The sequence below is a fragment of the Zooshikella harenae genome, from assembly GCF_018837975.1.
GTDB lineage: Bacteria > Pseudomonadota > Gammaproteobacteria > Pseudomonadales > Zooshikellaceae > Zooshikella > Zooshikella harenae.
Genome location: NZ_JAGSOY010000023.1, coordinates 53680 through 74925, shown reverse-complemented (window position 1 = coordinate 74925; position 21246 = coordinate 53680). Strand labels below are relative to the sequence as shown.

Annotated in this window: 21 protein-coding genes; 10 read left to right on the top strand and 11 right to left on the bottom strand. The window is 39.4% G+C overall.

The genetic code is table 11. From position 1 onward, the window contains the following. The 3 genes from KCG35_RS11660 to KCG35_RS11650 form a co-directional block, all read left to right on the top strand. A partial coding sequence (locus tag KCG35_RS11660) for a hypothetical protein (RefSeq protein WP_215819874.1) occupies positions 1-756 on the top strand: 756 nt, incomplete at its 5' end. Between the two features lie 31 nt (positions 757-787). After that, the gene (locus KCG35_RS11655) at positions 788-1336 is read left to right on the top strand and encodes a TetR/AcrR family transcriptional regulator (RefSeq protein ID WP_215819873.1); all 549 of its coding nucleotides are present in this window, start codon (positions 788-790) and stop codon (positions 1334-1336) included. A gap of 31 nt (positions 1337-1367) precedes the next feature. Continuing rightward, the gene (locus tag KCG35_RS11650; protein WP_215819872.1) at positions 1368-1652 is read left to right on the top strand and encodes a chorismate mutase; all 285 of its coding nucleotides are present in this window, start codon (positions 1368-1370) and stop codon (positions 1650-1652) included. Between the two features lie 6 nt (positions 1653-1658). Here the strand turns inward: KCG35_RS11650 and KCG35_RS11645 are convergent, their stop codons facing one another. The 4 genes from KCG35_RS11645 to KCG35_RS11630 form a co-directional block, all read right to left on the bottom strand. Beyond that, entirely contained in the window at positions 1659-2543 is an 885-nt protein-coding gene (locus tag KCG35_RS11645) for a LysR substrate-binding domain-containing protein (protein ID WP_215819871.1), read from the bottom strand. A gap of 719 nt (positions 2544-3262) precedes the next feature. Continuing rightward, positions 3263-4684 carry a glycoside hydrolase family 1 protein gene (locus KCG35_RS11640; protein WP_215819870.1) on the bottom strand — a complete coding sequence of 474 codons (1422 nt, stop codon included), beginning with the start codon at positions 4682-4684 and terminating at the stop codon, positions 3263-3265. A gap of 109 nt (positions 4685-4793) precedes the next feature. After that, complete coding sequence (locus KCG35_RS11635) at positions 4794-5072, bottom strand: DUF503 family protein (RefSeq protein ID WP_215819869.1); 279 nt, start codon at positions 5070-5072, stop codon at positions 4794-4796. A gap of 249 nt (positions 5073-5321) precedes the next feature. Next, positions 5322-5963, bottom strand: a complete 642-nt coding sequence (locus tag KCG35_RS11630) for a hypothetical protein (protein ID WP_215819868.1) — start codon at positions 5961-5963, stop codon at positions 5322-5324. Positions 5964-6461: 498 nt separating this feature from the next. Here KCG35_RS11630 and KCG35_RS11625 point away from each other — a divergent pair, with 498 nt between their 5' ends. Then, positions 6462-6833 carry a VOC family protein gene (locus tag KCG35_RS11625; protein WP_215819867.1) on the top strand — a complete coding sequence of 124 codons (372 nt, stop codon included), beginning with the start codon at positions 6462-6464 and terminating at the stop codon, positions 6831-6833. 119 nt (positions 6834-6952) lie between these two features. Here KCG35_RS11625 and KCG35_RS26945 read toward each other — a convergent pair whose 3' ends face one another. From KCG35_RS26945 to KCG35_RS11590, 7 genes are all read right to left on the bottom strand, one after another. Then, positions 6953-7516, bottom strand: a complete 564-nt coding sequence (locus KCG35_RS26945) for an Lrp/AsnC ligand binding domain-containing protein (RefSeq protein WP_215819866.1) — start codon at positions 7514-7516, stop codon at positions 6953-6955. A 107-nt stretch (positions 7517-7623) separates the two neighbouring features. After that, a complete protein-coding gene (gene aroE / locus KCG35_RS11615) occupies positions 7624-8484 on the bottom strand; it encodes a shikimate dehydrogenase (protein WP_215819865.1) in 861 nt (286 codons plus the stop codon). Between the two features lie 9 nt (positions 8485-8493). Next, positions 8494-9402, bottom strand: coding sequence for an oxygen-dependent coproporphyrinogen oxidase (hemF, locus tag KCG35_RS11610; protein WP_215819864.1), 909 nt, complete (start codon positions 9400-9402; stop codon positions 8494-8496). Positions 9403-9602: 200 nt separating this feature from the next. Continuing rightward, the gene (tsaC, locus tag KCG35_RS11605; RefSeq protein ID WP_230409149.1) at positions 9603-10160 is read right to left on the bottom strand and encodes an L-threonylcarbamoyladenylate synthase type 1 TsaC; all 558 of its coding nucleotides are present in this window, start codon (positions 10158-10160) and stop codon (positions 9603-9605) included. Continuing rightward, positions 10157-10666, bottom strand: coding sequence for a 5-(carboxyamino)imidazole ribonucleotide mutase (gene purE, locus KCG35_RS11600; protein WP_215819863.1), 510 nt, complete (start codon positions 10664-10666; stop codon positions 10157-10159). Before purE ends, tsaC begins: the two co-directional genes overlap by 4 nt. A gap of 164 nt (positions 10667-10830) precedes the next feature. Continuing rightward, a complete protein-coding gene (gene dprA / locus KCG35_RS11595) occupies positions 10831-11988 on the bottom strand; it encodes a DNA-processing protein DprA (RefSeq protein ID WP_215819862.1) in 1158 nt (385 codons plus the stop codon). Between the two features lie 210 nt (positions 11989-12198). Beyond that, the gene (locus KCG35_RS11590; RefSeq protein ID WP_215819861.1) at positions 12199-13233 is read right to left on the bottom strand and encodes a LysM peptidoglycan-binding domain-containing protein; all 1035 of its coding nucleotides are present in this window, start codon (positions 13231-13233) and stop codon (positions 12199-12201) included. 590 nt (positions 13234-13823) lie between these two features. Here KCG35_RS11590 and def point away from each other — a divergent pair. The 6 genes from def to KCG35_RS11560 all read left to right on the top strand — a co-directional run bounded on the left by def (position 13824) and on the right by KCG35_RS11560 (position 21010). Continuing rightward, on the top strand, positions 13824-14345 hold the full coding sequence (def, locus tag KCG35_RS11585) for a peptide deformylase (protein ID WP_215819860.1): 522 nt from the start codon (positions 13824-13826) through the stop codon (positions 14343-14345). Positions 14346-14455: 110 nt separating this feature from the next. Beyond that, a complete protein-coding gene (gene fmt / locus KCG35_RS11580; RefSeq protein ID WP_215819859.1) occupies positions 14456-15421 on the top strand; it encodes a methionyl-tRNA formyltransferase in 966 nt (321 codons plus the stop codon). Beyond that, complete coding sequence (gene rsmB / locus KCG35_RS11575; protein WP_215819858.1) at positions 15418-16785, top strand: 16S rRNA (cytosine(967)-C(5))-methyltransferase RsmB; 1368 nt, start codon at positions 15418-15420, stop codon at positions 16783-16785. Before fmt ends, rsmB begins: the two co-directional genes overlap by 4 nt. 213 nt (positions 16786-16998) lie before the next feature. Then, complete coding sequence (trkA, locus tag KCG35_RS11570) at positions 16999-18372, top strand: Trk system potassium transporter TrkA (RefSeq protein ID WP_215819857.1); 1374 nt, start codon at positions 16999-17001, stop codon at positions 18370-18372. Between the two features lie 28 nt (positions 18373-18400). Continuing rightward, a complete protein-coding gene (locus tag KCG35_RS11565) occupies positions 18401-19849 on the top strand; it encodes a TrkH family potassium uptake protein (protein ID WP_215819856.1) in 1449 nt (482 codons plus the stop codon). A 216-nt stretch (positions 19850-20065) separates the two neighbouring features. Then, complete coding sequence (locus tag KCG35_RS11560; protein WP_215819855.1) at positions 20066-21010, top strand: universal stress protein; 945 nt, start codon at positions 20066-20068, stop codon at positions 21008-21010. Positions 21011-21246: the final 236 nt, after the last annotated feature.

Below are 21246 nucleotides of genomic sequence, written 5' to 3'. Positions count from 1 at the left end.
AAAATCCCTATATGGCCTATACTTAAACCCAAAAAACTGGAAAAAAATCATAAAAGTGATCTTTTAAAGCCTATTTTTTTTAATCAACTAGTTTCACCTGAAAATAGGACACCAAGAACCCTTGATCTCGAAATTACTAAGAAGGATAGCCAAAAATTAATATTATTTTGCAAAAAAAATAATATTACTGTAACCCAGCTATTTTCGGCATTATTTGTAAAAAGCTTCTGTATAACAATAAATTTAAACAAAACAAATTTATATACAGCCGTATCACTTCGATCAAAACAATTTACTTCAAAACCAGTATTACACATGGGATGTAACATCACAGTAGTAAAAACGGTGCCTCTTGACGTTAACGAAAGTATATTAAGCTTGGCACGAGATTGTGGTCAACAATTAGATCAGGCTATACACCACTGGCATCCAGTATCAACAACTCATACTGATATCCGAAAACATGTCAAATCTTTTGCTAAAGCATCTAAATCTGCAGGTATTGCTATTACGAATGTTGGTAACTTATCAGATAGCGATTTCAAAGGTGGAATTAAACCTTTAGCATTTAGAACTGTTGTTAATCGTATAGGAGCCAATTATGCAGTAGTACTTCATCTTATGAGCCTAAATAATCATCTTCGTGCTGTACTGTCATTTTCTGATCCAGTAATTAGCTTTCATAAAATGGAAATTATGAAAGCTAAATTTAAATCACTGGTAAATGAGTGCTGTAATGGCGTTATAAATCTCTAGCACCATATGATCAATAACCAAGGGAAATATAGTGGATAAAAAACAGAAGATTTTGGAGGAGTCTCTGGAGTTGTTTCGTCTTAGTGGTTTTAACGCTGTGGGTGTAGACGAAATTGTTACAAAGTCTGAAGTAGCAAAAATGACTTTATATCGATATTTTAAGTCAAAAAATAATTTGATAATCGAAGTACTTAAAAGCAGGGGTAGATGGTGTTTTGATCAGCTTGAGTCTTGTATTTTATCACAGGAAACTCCTATAAAAAAAGTTGCAGCGTTGTTTAAATGGCATGATAATGCGGTAAAAGATGTCTGCTCATCAAGCGATATTTTTAGTGCTGCACTTTTAGAGTTTAATTCCAACAATACAGAGATTTTTCAAGCTGCCTCAAACCATAAGAAAAGAATTCTTGAGTGTATAAACAATATTTTAAAAGAAGAGTTTCCCGCAACAGAGGCAAACAATAGAGCTGTCGCAATATTTATGTTACTGGAAGGTGCCAGCATGTTATCTCTTTACTCTGATCATGATGAATCATTTTTCCTCGCAGAAAAAGTAGCACTTAATATGTTAAGTCAATAAGTTAGTAATATTTAAGCAAGGAGTAACAGTAATGGATAAAACGATCAATACCCTCCGAAAAGAAGTTGAAAAAATTGATATAAAATTAGTAAATTTATTAGCTAAACGGTTTGCACTAACTTCAGAAATTGGCAAATGTAAACATTATTTGGGTCTTCCCGCTGTTGATAAAAGTCGAGTTGAACAATTTTTAAAACGCTGGAAAAATATGGCTAAATCACATCAAATATCAACAGAATGTATTGGAGAAATTGCTCAAAAGATTCATGACCTTGTTGTGGCTAATCATAATAAACATTATCAACTAATTAAGTAAAATTTGCTACACTCCCAAACGTTTAACAAAAAGGTCCACTAAGAGGGTTACTTTTGGTAGCCCCTTTCTATCATATGGGTATAGGAGATATACAGGTTGAGGCTTTGGTATGAAATCATCTAAAAGTGTAACAAGCTTTCGTTCAATAAGGTCTTGCCAAATCAATGCTTGTGGCAACATAGCTATACCAAAGCCTGACAATGCAGCACTTCGTAATGCATATCCATTATCTGAAGCAAATGATCCACCAAAAGGAAGTGCCTCATCTGTGAAATCCAGACTCTCCCAACCAGATTCACTGTGCCATAAAAGGTGATTCAAACAGTTATGATTTGCTAAGTCATTAAGATTACTAGGCTTGCCATACTTCCAGATATATAAAGGTGATGCACAAATGAGCATTTGGTAAGGGGTCAGTTTTCTCGCAACCAGATAGCTGGACTCTTTAAGTTTGCCAATTCTAATCGCAATATCAAATCCTTCTTCAATTATATTACATACCCTGTCATTCAGTATCAGTTCTCCCTGAACATCAGAATGAAACTCCATGTACTCACCCAAAATTTGGGTTACTATCGTTGAACCAAGGATATTTGGTGCTGTGATTCTTACTTTTCCTCGAGGGTGGTTATTCATGCGCTCTCCAACCAACTCAGCAACTCTTACACGCTCCAAAATATCTTTACAGTCAGCAAGAAAAAACCTGCCAGCCTCAGTTAAAGACTGGTTTCTCGTGGTACGATTGATCAAGCGAACTCCAAGACTCTTTTCCAGTTGATGTATGTGCTTTCCAACCATCACAGAGGAAATCCCCAGTAACTCGCTTGCTGCACTGAAACTTCCAGCTTCAGCTGCTACAACGAAAACCTTCATACTCTCAAACTTATTCACAGATAGAATCCAATGTTTTTATGCTATTTTTTCGTCTTTACCTATTACTAAATCATTATTTTCATAATTATAGTTCTGTGAGAATAAGACAATAATGTATAATTAATACTCTTATTGATAGCGACATGATTTTTAAGTGTTAACAAAATCAGAAGCTCTAAGCTAAAAAATGCCTTTAAATTAACAGTAATCCCTTAATTGCTCTTTTTTTAGATAATGAATACATTGGTTAATTAAAAAAATACTGTTTACTTTAACGCCATAAAATGCTCTGAAAAACAATGGCAATCACTTATAATATTTCAAAAAAATAAGACAATACAAATCAAACTGGCGTTTCAATTAAAATAATTTACTATCGGCATTAATAAAGTCACTTATCAAAAGATAATCGTTATCAAGCATTATATTGTTAAACAAACGACTCTATAAACTCGCCAATTTTTATTATCACTTGCCAAACATGACTCCTAACCCAAACTATCTCATAAATGCAACAAAATTTCAATTTTAAATTATTAGTCTATGATATCTACAAGGGCTTTCGATGCTATATTCATAAATAACCTATACAATGACTATTGAGTTTTACAATAAAATATGGACTGCATTTTAAAAAATACTTTCAAGCAACAAACTTTATTCTGAATACACATCAAGAAGGTTTTTTTAGTGGTGTTAGTCTAACCTGTTAAGATAAGTGGATAGCAGGCCTCTCTTCAAAGCGCTTTTGCATCAGTATTAATAAGCTTTTGATACCAATAAAAGCTTTTTTTACGATATCTTGCTAAATCTTTTATATCAAACTCGTCACGATTTACATAGATAAAACCATAACGTTTACTACAACCTTGGTGTGTACTGACTAAGTCTATTGCTGACCATGGGCAAAAACCAAAGACTTCAACCCCTTCCTCAATCGCTAAAAGCATCTGCTCAATATGCAATCTTAGGAAATCTATACGATAATCGTCTTCAACCGTTGGGTTACCCTGTTCATCTGTTACCAATTTATCGAACGCACCCAAACCATTTTCAGTAATAACCAAGGGAAGCTGATAGCGATCGTATATTTCCCGGAGTGTCGTCCTAAAGCCAATGGGATCCACCTCCCAACCAAATTCATTAACTCTTAAATGGTTATTTCGACTAGCAGTATAAAAACCAGACTCACCTACTGTTAAATGCTGGTCCCCAGTATGGCCTTTTTCAACTTCTTCTCCTGAGCTACGTGCAACTGTTTGTGAGGTATAGTAGTTAAATGCAATAAAATTAGGCATTGCATTAGCCAGTATTTCCATATCACCTTTTTCAATTTTAGGTGTCCAGCCTCTACATTTTAAAAAGTGCCAAGCAGTGGTGTTATAACGCCCAAAGACAGTCATGTCGAGATATAACCAGTTTCGTATAGCATAGTAATTATTAGCAGCAAGTATATCCTCAGGATGAGAAGATGCGGGATAGATAGAAACAATATTTGGGGCCGGCCCTATTTTAGCGTTAGGTAAAACTTGTCGACAAAGTTTAATCACTTGCGCTTGTGCTAATAACATATGATGATTTTCTTGATAAAGCGCTTTCATGGGATCGGCTAACGACGTATCTTGCGTTCCCAAAGCGTTACCATGAAGAATCATCATGTTTTGCTCATTGATGGTAAGCCAGAATTTTACCCTATCTCCAAAATGACTGAAGACTATTCTTGCATATTCTACAAACGCATCTATCGTTTCACGGTTTCCCCAACCACCTTGCTCAGCTAACGCTTGAGGTAAGTCGAAGTGATAAAGTGTTACAAAAGGCTCTATTCCATAACTCAATAATTCATTAATCAAGCTATCGTAAAATGCTATTCCTTCCTTATTAATTTCACCCCGCCCATTAGGAAATATCCTTGTCCATGCGATAGAAAAACGATAAGTTTTCAGGCCTAACTCTGCAAATAATTTAACATCTTCTTTATAACGATGATAATGATCACTACACACCTTAAAGTCAGTGACGCCTTCAGTATGATTTGCCAAGTCTATAACTGAAGACCCTTTACCACCTTCATTCCAAGCGCCTTCAACTTGATAAGCTGAAGTGGATGCACCCCATAAAAAGTGAGGGGTTAATTGCCGTGACTTTGGATTTAACATGCAGCACTCCTGACAAAGATAACACCACTTTTGATGTACCAGTGTACAGTCAGCTAGCCCATGGTACACAGCAAAAAGATAACGATAAAAGGCTCTTAAACATCTGAACTTATATCCAGTCACTTTTGACTTCTGTAATAACAACATCCATACAAGCTAGCCCATTTTCAAGCTGAGATTCTATTTGGCTTATAGTTTGTTTATCCTTTGCTATAATAATAACACCCCATTCTGCCAAGTCGTGAGAATTGTGATAGTTTGACTCTGTCACTGCAACATTAGCTAGCTTTCCAAATTTATCTTTAAAACCAATCGTACGTTGACGTTTTTCTTTGAGAGATCGACAACCTGGTAATTGAAGGCTGAATACTATTAATCTTATATGCATAATTTATACCTTCAAAATATCAATATTCATCTATAATGAGCGAAAGGTACAGCTATAAAACGCCCACAATATATTATTAAATGAAGACTAATAGGTTATAATATTAAGGAAAGGAAAAGAGTAAAAATTCGCTTTTTAAGGCGATACTCTAAATAGCGATGGAAGGATGTGAGCTATAAAAATAGAGTACTTTCCTTGTACTATTGGTTCCTTAAATAATGCAATCTACTTAAACTTATTAGTAAACAGTTAATTTGATAGTTGTGTTTGCTTCTTTGCTTTATACTTATACACTTCTATATGACTAACAGTTGGGTTTACTTGTTGCATTTCGGGGTGACTCGACATAAAAATCTCTTCACCAATAATTTCATTATACTTATCATCTGCATCAGGATGTAAACGAACCGCTAATCCACGCATAATATTTTCGAGATTACCATTTTCCCACGAACTGACTGTACCCTGAAAATCCCAGTCAAAACCCGTAAGCTTGAAAGGCTTCCCATTCATTTTTTCAATATCATGTAGCGTCAAGCCTATCACAATACCTTCTTTATTATGATAACAAGGCACTTCATCTTCAGTGACTCGATCAATAATAATGGCCTCAACCCTTTCATTTTCATCCAGTTGCAACACTAATTGCTTTTCTTCATCTTCAGGGTAAATAGTAACATGCTTTAGGTGTTTATCTTCATCTAGTGGTATTTCTTCCACTAGCATATTATTTTTTCCAATATGATCACGCACACTTATGAGTGACTCACCTAGTTTAATATTACCAACTTGTTTGCCTGGGATAATCAAACAATCATCATCAGCATAACTTGGAGATGCCTGCCCTAAAAATAAAACAACTCCCAGGTACCACATTACATATTTACTCATGTTGTCACTCGTCTAACATTCCTTTTAATTATGAAGACTCATCAACTATTTATTTATACATATAGTGTTGTATGAATATGTTTTGTTCATTATGAATGATGCGTAAACTTGTCTTTTAGTACACCTTAGCTTGCACTATCGATTTACAGTGCTAAAGGCTACACACATCCATATTACATTGATTGCGTCACATAGAGCAAAAGCTCCAGTACTTTAGTCAATCCACTCAGTCTGTAACTAACACTATCATATTTAGTCAAACAGAAAGATTGTGAATTACCGCAATTTTTTAAACTTATACAAGCTTCCCAAATTTCTTTTGATTTATTAGTCATATTATTGTGACTAGTGTATCAATATTGACTACTCTAATCTTAATAATACATTACACTTATGTTATTAAAATTATACACTTGCAGCTTAAATCACTTTAGTTAGCTTCTTGCATTGTTTTAACGAACACTGATTAAATAACTAAATACTTGGCTTTCATACTCTATGATTGATCATATCTCTCTAAACGTGGGTAACTTAGAAAAAAGTAAACTATTTTACCTTACGGCTCTTGCTCCCCTTGGTTACTCCGCCGTACAGTACCTGCAAAATTGGACAGCCATAGGTAAACATAATCATCCTATGCTTTGGATCCAACAAAGTACTATTACACGTCCCCGTTTAGCGCTCGCTTTCAAAGCTGAATCCCAACAACAGGTTGACGAGTTTTACACTGCCGCAATCAATTCAGGTGGGGTCAGTCATGGTGAACCTGAAAGCCGCCAACAGGAGAGTAGTTCAAATCGACTTAGTTATAGTGCTTTTGTGCTTGATCCAGATGGTCATATAATCGAGGTGTTTAAGCCTCTGGAATAAACAAACAAAGGAACGGCTTAACAAGAAAGGTGCTGTTACTAGACTCAAATAACCTAAAGGATGCAGCAACTTGTTACGACGACAAGAGTTTTGCTACATCCTTTCTTACAAGTAGCAAATTACTTCATCAATACTAATCGTGTATCAGTGCGAGATAATGCTTTAACTGACTTACCTTCATTACCAATTCCCCTTAATATCCGAACACCATCGTCAATGACTTCCATTAAGCGGTCTAAATCTTCTGCCTCTACATAAAATAACGTATCATGACTGCCTAATAAGGCATGGGCACTTTTTATTTCAGGGTGTTTGCTAAGTAAACGTTCACTGATGTTGATTGCGCCACTAATGTTAATATCGGCAAGAATCCAAGCCGCAGTATTTGTAGGATGACCATACTTTTCAGCCGTCAATTGCTCACCAAAATATTCAAGTGAAAGTGAGGTTTGAGTATGCGAAATAGGGTTAAATTTATCTTCAATCAAATGCGCTAATTTAAACGTTACAATCTCTTTCAAAGCAGCTAAAGAGCCTGCCTCTCCATAACAAATCAGATCATCAGGACCAATCAAACAGTGGACAAGAACAACTTCATCTATTTGTAATAATTCTTCACGAATTTTGTGGACATCATTATCGCCCGCATCGACTAATATAAAAAAACCCAGTTTTGTGCTCACGATGAACTCCTGCCACCTGTTAATTGTTTAAAAGAAACCGTGTTTCGTTAAATTCAACATACATAACGCTATGTTAACAATATTCGATTGCAATACCTTGTTAAGCATCAAGTGCCTTGCATCTCACAGAGCAGTTGGCGAATGACAGGTTGTGTATCAGGCCTGATCCCTCGCCAGCAATAAAAAGACTCCGCAGCCTGTTCAACCAACATACCTAATCCATCAAGCTGCACACAGCCACCAGCATCTTTTGCCCACTGGTTAAACACTGTCAACGTTGGTCCATACATCATGTCATATGTCCACGTGTCAGGACCGATCAATGATTCAGGTAATGGGGGAAGCTCTCCCGCTAAACTGGCTGCTGTACCATTAACCACTAAATCAAATGGCCCATCACTTTGTACAAGGGATGCCAAAGAGGACAGTTTTTGTGCAGTCACGCTACCAAACGTTTGAAATAAACTGGCAAGCAGCTCAGCTTTCTCATGTGTACGATTAGCTACAGTGATGCTTTGAGGAGTGGCTTCAAGTAGTGGTGCCATTACCCCACGCACAGCACCACCAGCACCAATCACTAAAATACGTTTATCTTGCAAAGAATAGTTGTGATTTTTCTGTATATCTCTGACCAGGCCTACGCCATCAGTATTATCTCCCCATAGCTTCCCTTGTTGGTCATGCCATAACGTGTTAACAGCACCTGCTTGCGATGCCCGGTCAGTTAAGTGATCTGCTAGCTGAAATGCAGCTTCTTTGAAAGGAACTGTCACATTTAGCCCACCACCATTATTGGTAAAAAATTCACTTACCGATGAATTAAACTGATCTATTTCAATACAGAAAGCATCATACTGCAGTTGCTGCTGCGTTTGTTTAGCAAACAATGTATGGATAGTCGGTGATTTACTATGGCTGATGGGATTCCCAAATACACCATAATGTTTTTTTTGTTCAACCGTTGCCATATTTATCACCTAAATCCATTCCTGCTTTTTCAAGTATCGCTCATATAGTGCTGCTTCTGGAGTATCTGGCTCAGGCTGCCAGTTGTAATCCCACTTCACTAATGGCGGTAATGACATAAGGATTGACTCTGTTCGACCACCAGACTGCAAACCAAATAATGTGCCTCGATCATAGATCAGATTAAACTCAACATAGCGACCACGACGGTAAAGCTGAAAGTTTCGTTGCTTTTCAGTAAACGGCATTAGCTTCCGTCTAGCAACAATTGGAAGGTATGCTTCTAAATACCCATCACCAACGGCTTTTATAAACGCAAAGCAACGCTCAAAACCCCACGCATTAAGGTCATCAAAAAACAGTCCGCCTATACCCCGAGGCTCATTACGGTGCTTTAAGAAAAAATAATCATCACACCACTGCTTATAGTCTGCATAAACTCTATCACCAAAAGGCTTGCACAAATCATACGTGACTTGGTGCCAGTGTTTACAATCTTCATCAAACCCATAGTAAGGCGTTAAATCAAAGCCACCACCAAACCACCAAACCGGATCTGCACCAGGCTTTTCTGCAATAAAAAATCGAACATTAGCATGAGAGGTGGGAACCAATGGGTTATTAGGATGGATAACTAAAGACACCCCCAGCGCTTGAAATGATCTGCCTGCTAATTCTGGGCGGTGAGCTGTAGCGGAAGGTGGTAGCCCTTCTCCATATACATGAGAAAAGTTAACGCCTCCTTTTTCAAAAACGGCGCCATCAGTGATAACACGTGTCCGACCTCCACCTCCTGCTTCCCGCACCCAGCTTTCTTCAGTAAATTCAGCACGTCCATCAATTGCTGCTAGCTGTTCACAAATGTTATCTTGAAGCGCTAACAAATAATCTTTTACTGCAGCGATATCGGGTTGGTTCACAGCGTATTACCTGTCTTATTTGCTCAATCAATATTGTGGCTATTGAACAGTCAACTTTTGAACAATCAGCCTTTTGATTTTTGATGTAAAGGATAAGAGAAAGTTTGAAACACATTCAAACATAACGAGTAAGCAGATATTGCAGAATTGTTACACACGAGTAAATCTAGTTCCGATCACAATAACTCACATCGTGTGCATTACTGACGAACAACATTTCCTGATGCCAAATCTTTTATCACTGAAGGTTTCAGCTGATCCCCTAAGGAACCACTCACTATCCCCCCCAAACTTGTACCTAATGTACGCTGTATTCCTTGTGTATCCAAGGAAGACTCACCTGCTTTATTGGCAGAGGTTGAAACAATTGGTTTGCCGAATTCCAGGCATAACTGGTTAACAATAGGGTGAGCACTTACACGCACAGCAACTGTTGTAAAATCGCCTTTAATCCAACTTGGAAGCCAGTTGTTATAATCAGCAATTAACCAGGTGATATGACCTGGCCATGAAGATTTAAGGATTTCTTGTTGCGGAGCCGATAAAGGATCTATCAGTGGTGCAATCTGCTTCAAGTTAGCTGCAACAATAATTAAACCTTTATTAACGGGTCGTTCTTTTATTGTCAGTACTTGGTGAACTGCTTCTTCTTGCCATGGGTCGCAACCAAGCCCCCATACAGCTTCAGTGGGGTAGGCAATCACCTCCCCCATCATTAACGCAGTTGCAGCCTGTTTAATACTCAGGCTTTTCATCATCTTGCCTTTAACTTCTCTTGTAGAGCCTGGTTTTTTTCTAGCACTTCAGCGGCATTGTTTTGGCGTTCTTCCAGTAAAGCTTTTTGTAGCGCTGCATCTTGCAGTGCAATAATTTGCAAAGCCAGATAGCCCGCATTTTTGGCACCCGCTTTACCAATTGCAACGGTCGCAACGGGAATACCACCTGGCATTTGGGCTGTAGAAAGAAGCGCATCCATTCCATCTAATGGACCCGCATCAATTGGCACACCAATGACTGGTTTAATCGTGAGAGAAGCAACTACGCCAGCTAAATGAGCAGCCATACCAGCACATGCAATGAAAACCGCACAACCACGCTGATCAGCATCTTTGACATAGTGATGGGTTGCATCTGGGGTTCTATGTGCAGAGTGAACTCTTACTTCAATAGGAATATCAAACTTTTCCAGGACATTCAGAGCAGCCTCAACTTTTGGGAAGTCTGAGTCCGAGCCCATAAGTATCGCAACAAATGGCTTTGCCATAATTACACTCCCTCAATGCGTTAGTCTCGACGGTGCGTAAGTTATCCTGTCAAATTTTATCTGGCAAGCAATCCATGTCTAAAAGTGGTTTGCCCTTAATATATTCCAAGCGAATCAACTTCTTATAAAATATCTGTCTCATGCTTAATCACATAATCAACAAGCTAAGACTTTATGCGCTTACGATACCCACCGGGCACACTCTCAATAAATCCAGATAACTCTAAATGTAATAATGCATCAGCAACTTGCTGGACATTAAGTGTTGTTCTTAACACAATCTGGTCAATATGGCAGGTGGTGTCTTCCAAAGCTTGCATAACACTTTGTTGTTCATTATTAAGCTCTGCTTCAAATGTTTGTTCTGACGCATCATTACTTTCAAAATCAATGTGCTGTACATTGGGTGGAGTTTGGCGTCTAACCTCTTCCACAATGTGATCGACTTGATCAACCAGTTTGGCGCCTTGTCGAATAAGTTCATGGCAGCCTTTACTTAGAGGGTTGTGAATTGATCCTGGTATAGCAAAAACATCACGCCCTTGCTCTGCTGCTAGTCGAGCAGTAATCAACGAACCACTATTCAGTGTCGCTTCAACAACCAAAACGCCTGTACTCAGCCCACTGATGAGCCTATTTCGACGAGGAAAGTTGCTGGATTGAGGCTTTGTTGTCAGCGGGAAATCACTAATCAAAGCTCCACGTTCACTGATACGCTCAGCTAACGCTTTATGACGAGCAGGGTAAACAACATCAAGTCCTGTGCCTAAAACTGCAATTGTCGCTCCGCCGCCTGCTAATGCCCCTTGGTGTGCTGCTGCATCCACCCCATATGCCAGACCACTGGTAATGACATAACCTCGGCTGGCTAACTCTGCTGCAAATGAATAAGCATTTTCCTGCCCCTGATTGCTCGGGTTTCGACTACCAACAATGGCTATCTGCTTAAGTGATAAAAACTCTAACTGCCCATTAACAAAAAGTAGTGGAGGAGCATCTACTAGCTCTTGTAATAACTTAGGATATAAACTCGCCTGGTAAGGAATAATATAGTGATGAGGTTTCTCAAACCAAAGATAAGTATCTTCAAGTTGCTGCTGAATCACTGAATAGACTTCACCAGACTGCTTTTGTAATTGCCTTAATCCTTCAATAGACTCTTTTGGTAAACCGGTCAGGGAGCTAGGATTCGAGGCTAATACATTTTCAGGTGTGCCCATTTTTTCCAGCAGTTGGTTAAAACGACGTGGTCCAATGCCAGGCACTAAGAATAATGTTAACCATGGTGCAATGGCAGTCCATTCATATTGCTGATATGGCATATATCTATCAACCTCATCATTATCCTTTGGATACCCAATATACCCATCACTGTGGGATATATAATAAGCCTGATCATTAAACTTCAACAAACAATTAAAACAGTATCTGGTTGATTAAAATTTCTTCCAAAGTAACTAACACAAAAAAGGAGGACAGATGCCCCCCTTTGTATATAACTATTGTCTTATTTTAGGAATAAAAGATCGCAGCTACGGATTGGTCACCATATCACCCGTATTAATAGGTTGTAATGCTTTTAGCACAATACCATAACTCATTTTATCAAAGGCTTTATAAACCATCAGTGTACCAACATGCTCTGGTGGTAGCTGCACTTTTTGCTTAGCCAGCGAATCGTTAACGATTGTAACTCTATTTATTGATAAAACGGTTCCAGAAACCATACCATTTCGGCCACCAAGATTAATCAGCACATTATCAAACTGGCCAATTTGAGTAACACCACCGATAACACTCAGTATTTCCCCTTCAACAGTTTGCTTAGGAGCACTGGGATAAAATGTAGGTTGTACAGCCGTTTCTTCTGTCTCTAACAAGCGATCACCCACTCTAATTTCCTGGTTACTTTCCATAACAGAAACAGTACCCACATCACCAGAAACAGACTTAATTTTAGCTATACCAATATCATGAACAACAGTGCCTAAGTATTCTTTTGTTTTTGGATCAGTATAATCTCTTCCTTTACGGAAAACCCCCATGGCCTGAGCATCTTCTGGGAACTGTCCTCTCGCATAAATAATATCGCCTGCACCTGTAACAATTCTTTCTTGACGGCTAGCAATAACATAGGGTGCTTTTGAAACACCATCGGTGTTATCAATTATTCGACTCCGCTTTAAAAAGCTGCTAATTGCATTTAGAGGAATAGAGGGTATTGCCGTATCAATAGGCGTAGAGCGAATTTTAGGCGACAAACGAATTGTACGCCCTCCAGCACCACGTTTACCCAGCATTAGTCGTGGTTTACCATCTACATAAACTAAGCTAATCACATCACCAGGGTAGATTTTATGCGGGTTTTTAATTTCGGGATTAACATGCCATATTTCAGGCCACATCCACGGCTTACTTAAAAACATGCTTGAAATATCCCAGAGGGTATCACCGCGTTTCACTGTATAGGACTGCGGATGCCCTGACTTCACTACATCATCTGTCGCCCCAAAGGCTGAAAAGCTGAACAAACAGGATAATACTATCCCAAGCAGCACTTTCCTCATGGTGAAGGCCCCTAACTTATTGGTTATAGTGTTTACAATTAAGGCTGATAAAACGATGGAGTGGACTCCCCCGAAAACAAATTCGATCTCCTTGTTGTGCTTTACACATATCAATACACACAGTCTGTTGTATATACAAAGTGATCGTGAATCATATGGGCACTCATATCATCAATGCCTCTAAGCGCAATATAGCGCAGGATTTTCTGTATTACCGTTACTTTTTCACAAAAAATGTGAAACATATAACTATTTATTTGTGAGCAACTAATATTTAATCAAGAGATACCGATAACCAAAAATTATAGATGCTGATCTCACATCAAACCAGCAGTTGAACTAATACCTTCATTAAACAGACAAACTATTAAGAGCAAAAGACTAAGAAGTGAGTGATAGTGTACGCTTACCCACTAACTCTATAGAGAGTAAAGAAGAGTAGAGAATAGCCCCTTGACCAATTGAAATAAGGAGAGAACTCCTAGAAGCTGACTAAAGGCCATAACTAAAGCCAGTTTTTTGTTTTGCGCTATTGTATTATTATAGGCTTCCTAAAGTGGGTAGCGGTTGAATAGAGGTAGAGAGAAAGCATGGCTATCTTAAACATTCTGGAGTTTCCTGACTCTCGTTTACGAACCAAGGCACAACCAGTTGAAAAGGTAGATGATGCTATCAAGCAGCTTGCCAAGGACATGCTGGAAACAATGTATGCAGCCCCAGGTATTGGACTTGCTGCTACCCAAGTCAATGAGCACAAGCGTGTGGTTGTAATGGATACTTCAGAAGAGCAGAATGATCCATTAGTCTTTATCAATCCCGAAATTACCCCAATGACTGATGAACAAGGCCACCTTCAAGAAGGCTGCTTGTCTGTACCCGGCTTTTATGAAGAGGTCGTTCGTCCTAACCGTGTCAAAGTAACAGCACTAAACGTTGACGGTGAGTCTTTTACGTTGGAGTTAGAAGACTTACAGGCTGTGTGTATCCAACATGAAGTGGATCATTTGAATGGTAAGCTGTTTGTTGATTATTTATCTCCACTAAAGCGGAACCGCATCAAAAAGAGACTTGAAAAGGCACATCGCTTACAACAACATCCAGTGAGTGCATAAGCCCTAACACCACTTTCAAACATATCTCATCTAGTTCTAGTCTCCCTCAATAGAGTATGCTTCTGGCTTGCTTTTACAAAGCAGGCCTTATCGTCTTGTCAGGAGAAACAATGAGCCAATCACCACTAACAGTTGTGTTTGCAGGTACACCAGACTTTGCAGCTGCCCACTTAGTCACATTATTGAACAGTGAACACCAAATCGTCGCAGTTTATAGCCAGCCTGACCGTCCAGCAGGTCGTGGCCGAAAAGTGACCATGAGCCCAGTAAAAGCACTGGCTCAACAACAGCAAATTCCTGTTTATCAACCAAAAACATTACGTGATCCAGATGCACAAGCCGAGTTAGCCACCTTAAAACCTGATGTTATGGTCGTTGTAGCCTATGGCTTAATATTGCCACAAGCCGTGTTGGATATCCCGCGTTTAGGCTGTATCAATGTGCATGCTTCATTACTACCACGATGGCGAGGTGCAGCCCCCATTGAACGTGCTTTACTGGCAGGGGATCAAAAAACTGGGGTAACCATAATGCAAATGGATGCAGGACTAGATACGGGTGATATGCTGGTAAAAGCGGAATGTCCTATTACTCAGACAGATACATCAGCAGACCTCTACCAACGTATTACCGCACTTGGTGCACAAACGCTACCTGATGCTCTCTCTTCACTCGCTCAAGCAAGCCTATCTCCTGAAAAGCAAGATAATAACCAGGCAACTTATGCGGAAAAAATCAGCAAAGCAGAAGCTGAAATTAATTGGCAGCAAGCTGCTGAGGTGATACACCGACAGATACGTGGCTTTAATCCTCGTCCTATTGCATATAGTTATGTGAATGGTGAAGCAGTGCGTATCTGGTCAGCTGAACTGGAAGCAAATACTCACCAAGCAGAACCAGGCACAATTTTAGCGACAAACAAACACGGCATTACAGTAGCCTGCCTACATAATGCAATTCGCATAACCAAGCTACAACTGGCTGGTGCAAAAGCGATGAGTGCTCAAGATATCTTAAATAGTCGTGGCCACTTATTTACAATTAATCAACAATTCACATCTACACAGACTTTATGAGTGGACAAACGCCCCCAGCAAAACACCCTAACCAAAATACGCATGCGAGTAAAAAGCAAGGTGGCAAACTAAGTGCCCGAACCGCAGCAGCCTTGGTTATCAAAGAGGTCATCGTAAATAAGCAATCACTCGCGAGCTTATTACCCAAGTACTCTCTGCAAGTCACCCAAGCAGAGAGTGGGCTGTTTCAAGCGCTGTGTTTTGGCTGCTGCAGACACTTCTATGAATTGCAACATGCAGCCCATCAATTCTTACAAAAGCCCCTTAAACCTAAAGATCAGGATATTATGGCGCTTATTATGCTGGGCATTTTACAGCTCTCTCATATGCGAACACCTGCTCATGCAGCTGTATCTGCAACAGTGGCTGGTGCTAAGCAATTAAAAAAGCCATGGGCTAATAAATTAATAAACGGGGTGTTAAGAAGTTATCAACGACAGCAAAACAATATTTCTTCAACTCACGGCACTGAAGTGATTTTCAATCATCCTTCATGGCTGTTAGCGATACTGAAAACACAATACCCTAACCAGTGGCAAGCTATTGTAACCGCCAATAATCAACATCCACCGATGACATTAAGGGTAAACCAACGCCATATAAAGCGAGATGAGTATTTACAAACACTCCAAACCAATGGCATTGAAGCATTCGCAACCCCTCACTCATCCGTAGGTATTCAGCTTAATCAACCCGTTGATGTAGCCTTACTTCCCGACTTTGCTGACGGCTTTGTCAGCGTGCAAGATGAAGCACCGCAATTAACACCAGCCTTATTAGACCTTGTCCCAGGTCAACATGTCTTAGATGCCTGTGCCGCCCCAGGAGGAAAAACCTGTCATATGTTAGAGCATGAGCCAGAATTGGCCAGCATGATTGCGCTAGACTTTGACAGTGAGCGTTTACAACGGATCAAAGAGAATTTGTCCCGGCTTAAGCTTAATGCACACTGTATCGCTGGTGATGCAGGTAAACCTGAGGATTGGTGGAATGGTGAATTATTTGATCGTATTTTGCTGGATGCCCCTTGTTCAGCAACAGGCGTTATCCGTCGTCACCCAGACATAAAATTACTTAGACACGCCAATGACATAGATAACTTAGCAAAACTCCAACAACAAATACTAGCAACACTTTGGGCTTTGCTTAAGCCTGGAGGCAAGTTACTCTATGCAACATGTTCTGTTATGCAACAAGAAAATAGCCAACAGGTTGCACACTTTTTACAGCAAACAAGTAATGCTTCATTGCTAAACCTGGAAGTAGGTTGGGGTTTTGACACGGGTTATGGCAGACAATTACTTCCTACTGACAATAGCCATGATGGCTTTTTTTATGCACTCTTACAGAAAACAAATGCATAACATCATCAGTCTATAGCCAGTAGAGCAAGCTACTTTAATGATATACAGTCTGTGCAGGGTACTTATGTAAAACTACTTATACCAATTCATTAATACATAACTATTGTGTACACAACCTCCGTTTTCCGGCAACGCCAGAAACATAAAAATCATGAATCATGTAGGGTATTCAGCCTGTTGTTAACACCTTGTCAGAGGCTGTAAAGAGCGACTATGAAAATAATTATATTAGGTGCTGGTCAAGTTGGCGGCACACTCGCTGAAAATTTAGCCGATGAAGCAAACGATATTACTGTAGTAGATACTAATGGTGATCGTTTGCGAGAACTGCAAGACAGAATAGATATTCGAACCATCCAAGGTCACGCCTCTTTTCCGAACGTATTACGACAGGCCGGTGCAGATGATGCTGATATGCTGGTGGCTGTTACCAACAGTGATGAAGTGAATATGGTAGCCTGTCAGATTTCTTATACCCTATTCCGCACCCCCACTAAAATTGCACGTATCCGTCAAACGTCTTATTTAAATCAGTCTGAACTATTCAAAAACGATGTCATTCCTATTGATGTATTGATTAGCCCAGAGCAAGTCGTCACAAACTATATTCAACGCTTAATTGAACATCCAGGTGCCTTACAGGTACTTGATTTTGCTGGTGGAAAAGTACAGTTGGTTGCAGTAAAAGCTTATTATGGTGGCCCTCTTGTTAAACAAGAATTACGCTTTCTTCGTGAGCATATGCCCTCAGTTGATACACGTGTAGCCGCCATTTTTCGTCGAGGCAAAGCCATCATGCCTGAAGGATCAACAGTCATCGAAGCGGACGATGAAGTATTTTTTATTGCTGCACGAAAACACATTCGCGATGTAATGAGTGAGTTAAGACGACTGGACAATGTCTATAAGCGAATTATTATTGCTGGTGGTGGGAATATTGGTCAGCGCTTAGCTGAGTCTATTGAGAACCGGTATAACATAAAAATCATTGAGCGTGATTTACCCCGCTGTCATTTCTTGTCACAACTACTCAATAAGTCAATTGTCTTCCATGGTCATGCATCTGATCGAGAGTTATTACTTGCAGAAAATATTGAGGAAACAGATATTTTCTGTGCTTTAACCAATGATGATGAAGCTAATGTCATGTCTGCAATGTTGGCCAAACGTTTGGGTGCAAGAAAAGTCATGGCATTAATCAGCAACCCAGCTTACGTTGATCTTGTCCAAGGGGGAGAAATTGATATTGCTATCTCACCACAAATGGCAACAATAGGCAGCTTACTAACTCACGTCCGTCGAGGCGATGTTGTAAATGTTCACTCATTAAGAAGAGGAGCTGCAGAAGCTATTGAGGCTATTGCCCACGGGGATTCCAAAAGCTCAAAAGTTGTTGGTCGCACCATAGGAGAAATAGACTTACCTCCCGGCACATCAATTGGCGCTATAGTTCGGAGCGAACAAGTATTAATTGCTCATGACCATATTGAAATTGAATCCGATGACCATGTCATTTTATTTGTAACCGACAAACGCCGTATTAAAGAAGTTGAGCGCCTATTCCAAGTAGGTCTCACATTCTTCTAGCGTAAAGGACTATAATTTTAAGGCAAGCATGCGCTTTTCTATTATCATCAAAATTCTTGGCATCTTGCTCATGCTTTTTAGTTTTACGTTATTGCCGCCCGCAATAGTTGCTAAATGGTATGGAGAGCAAGAAGTTGCTATCTTTGGTTATGCCTTTCTTATCACCTTAGTTACAGGTTTTATAAGCTGGGCTCCAGTCTGGAAAGTTAAACAGGAATTACGGATTCGTGATGGCTTTTTGGTCACTGTTCTGTTTTGGACAGTGCTAGCCACCTTTGGAACACTGCCATTATATTTAATGACCAGTCCACAACTGTCGTTTATTGATACACTCTTTGAATCATTGTCTGGACTTACCACAACAGGTGCGACAGTTATTACCAGTTTAGACACCCTACCTAAATCCATTTTATTTTACCGCCAACAACTCCAGTGGCTTGGAGGTATGGGGATAATCGTTCTTGCTGTAGCAATTTTACCCATGCTAGGTATTGGTGGAATGCAGCTTTACCGAGCAGAAACGCCTGGCCCAATCAAAGACACCAAATTAACACCGCGCATTACAGAGACTGCTAAGGCGCTGTGGTATATCTATTTATGCCTAACCCTAGCCTGTTTCCTTGCTTACTGGTTAGCTGGCATGAGCCTCTTTGACGCGATATGTCATAGTTTTTCAACCATTGCAATCGGTGGATTCTCAACACATGATGCCAGCTTAGGTTATTTTAATAACAGTGCAATAGAAGCCATCTGTATTATCTTTATGACCCTGGCAGGTATTAATTTTGCGCTCCATTTCTTTGCCTGGAGACACAGAAGTGTAAAGCATTACTTTAATGACTCAGAGGTCAAACTTTACCTATGCTTACTTATCTCTATTAGTTTGGTAGCTGCTGTTGTTTTATATTTTGATTCTCCTTATAACCTTTCAGAATCAATTCGTTATGGCGTTTTTGAAGTTGTATCCATTGCAACAACTACAGGATTTGGTACAGCAGATTTTTCAATTTGGCCACACTTTTTACCTTACTTACTCTTTTGGACTTGTTTTGTTGGGGGGTGTGCTGGATCAACTGCGGGTGGCATCAAAGTTATTCGTGTTCTATTGATTTTTAAGCAGGGTATGCGTGAGATTCAAAAGCTTCTTCATCCAAGTGCTATTGTTCCGATTAAGCTTGGGAAAAAAGCATTACCTGAACGTGTTATTGAAGCCGTCTGGGGTTACTTTTCTGTTTATGTGTTTATTTTTATCGCGCTTTTCTTGACAATGCTGGCTCTAGGTTTGGATTTACCCACATCTTTTTCAACCGTTGCATCATGTATGAATAACTTAGGGCCTGCCCTTGGTGATGCAGCGGCAAACTATGCAGATCTACCTGATGCGGCAAAATGGATTCTTTGTTTAGCAATGTTGTTAGGTCGCTTGGAGATTTTCACATTACTTGTGCTATTTTCTCCATCATTTTGGCGACGTTAAGAAGCTATGTGGATAGCCTGCTATTTTTATGAAGGGACTAAATCAATACTAATAACGTTAATTTATGATATCTAACTAGGTGAAGCAAACAGCTTTGCTCTTAATGTAAGACAACTGATTTAAATCTTTAACTTACCTTAAGCTTATCGACCTATGAGGTCTAATCTATAGGGAATATGCTAATAAATATAATAAGCAATCCTTCAGGAGCTGGACATGAATGAGTTTAAAAATATTCTTGTAGCCATTACTCACACTCATTACAACAACGATGAGATTGACAAGGCTATCAAACTTGCAAAAGCAAATAATGCAAAACTCACTATTGCAGCAATAGACGAACCCATCTCTCGCCTAGCCGAACTGGCTATGGAAACAAAGTTAAAACGACTATTTACTCACCAGTTAGATGAAGTGGTTAATGAGTTTCGCAATAAAATAACTCAAGCAGGTATTAATGACTTTGATACCCGCATACTGTGGGGCAAAGCTTACACTGAAATCATACGACTGGTTCAAAAAGAAAGTTTCGATTTAGTCATTAAGCTAGCTGATCCTTTTGTCAACTTTAGCCGTAAAAAACTGACAGGAGATGATCTTAACTTATTACGAAAATGCCCTGTCCCTGTTTGGTTACTTGTTGATACTGGGACGCACACAGGTGATGTGAAGAAAATTTTAGTAGCTATCGACTCTGACTTTGACAACGATGAACGAGTAACGCTCAACAAACGGCTCCTCAACTATGCCGATAATTTATATAAAATGGAACAAGCTGAAGAGCTTCACATCATACAAGTATGGAGCCTATATGGTGAAGAACGATTAAGAGGGCCATTTATTAATCTTCCTGAAGAAGAAATTGATGAAATGCTTGAAAAGACTCGCAGTGAAAATGAACGTGCGATGAATAACTTAATCAGTGCAGAAGGAATGGATAAACCAGGTGTTATTCCACACCTCATCAAAGGTAGTGCCTCAGTTGAGATACAACGCCTGGCTCAAAAAGAAGATGTTGATATGATTGTTATGGGGACAGTAGGCCGATCAGGTCTCGCAGGATTCGTCATTGGTAATACAGCTGAAAATGTACTCAATGAAGCAAGTTGTTCAGTACTAGCTGTAAAACCAGAGGGTTTTGTCACGCCACCCGTTAAGTAACTATTTCAACAAACACTCTTCAGCAACTTATTACCTATAGAGGATGTCGCAAAGCATCTGGGGCATTGTTTTTTAAACCACTGTATGTTTGCGACCCTCTATTAATTAGAGTATGTTCAAACCACTCTTGAGACATAATTTACAAGCCAAACATAAGCTCCCATTCGTGAAACATTTATGAAAGTATCTAGTTTTACGTTCTTGTAATACAAGTATTTGGGGGCTTTCTCTATATT

Excerpts from the sequence above, each read along its gene's own strand:
- KCG35_RS11650 (WP_215819872.1), top strand. The coding sequence starts at position 1,368 with ATGGATAAAACGATCAATACCCTCCGAAAAGAAGTTGAAAAAATTGAT.
- KCG35_RS11640 (WP_215819870.1), bottom strand. The coding sequence starts at position 4,684 with ATGTTAAATCCAAAGTCACGGCAATTAACCCCTCACTTTTTATGGGGT.
- KCG35_RS11635 (WP_215819869.1), bottom strand. The coding sequence starts at position 5,072 with ATGCATATAAGATTAATAGTATTCAGCCTTCAATTACCAGGTTGTCGA.
- KCG35_RS11630 (WP_215819868.1), bottom strand. The coding sequence starts at position 5,963 with ATGAGTAAATATGTAATGTGGTACCTGGGAGTTGTTTTATTTTTAGGG.
- KCG35_RS11625 (WP_215819867.1), top strand. The coding sequence starts at position 6,462 with ATGATTGATCATATCTCTCTAAACGTGGGTAACTTAGAAAAAAGTAAA.
- aroE (WP_215819865.1), bottom strand. The coding sequence starts at position 8,484 with ATGGCAACGGTTGAACAAAAAAAACATTATGGTGTATTTGGGAATCCC.
- tsaC (WP_230409149.1), bottom strand. The coding sequence starts at position 10,160 with ATGATGAAAAGCCTGAGTATTAAACAGGCTGCAACTGCGTTAATGATG.
- purE (WP_215819863.1), bottom strand. The coding sequence starts at position 10,666 with ATGGCAAAGCCATTTGTTGCGATACTTATGGGCTCGGACTCAGACTTC.
- dprA (WP_215819862.1), bottom strand. The coding sequence starts at position 11,988 with ATGCCATATCAGCAATATGAATGGACTGCCATTGCACCATGGTTAACA.
- KCG35_RS11590 (WP_215819861.1), bottom strand. The coding sequence starts at position 13,233 with ATGAGGAAAGTGCTGCTTGGGATAGTATTATCCTGTTTGTTCAGCTTT.
- def (WP_215819860.1), top strand. The coding sequence starts at position 13,824 with ATGGCTATCTTAAACATTCTGGAGTTTCCTGACTCTCGTTTACGAACC.
- fmt (WP_215819859.1), top strand. The coding sequence starts at position 14,456 with ATGAGCCAATCACCACTAACAGTTGTGTTTGCAGGTACACCAGACTTT.
- rsmB (WP_215819858.1), top strand. The coding sequence starts at position 15,418 with ATGAGTGGACAAACGCCCCCAGCAAAACACCCTAACCAAAATACGCAT.
- trkA (WP_215819857.1), top strand. The coding sequence starts at position 16,999 with ATGAAAATAATTATATTAGGTGCTGGTCAAGTTGGCGGCACACTCGCT.
- KCG35_RS11565 (WP_215819856.1), top strand. The coding sequence starts at position 18,401 with ATGCGCTTTTCTATTATCATCAAAATTCTTGGCATCTTGCTCATGCTT.
- KCG35_RS11560 (WP_215819855.1), top strand. The coding sequence starts at position 20,066 with ATGAATGAGTTTAAAAATATTCTTGTAGCCATTACTCACACTCATTAC.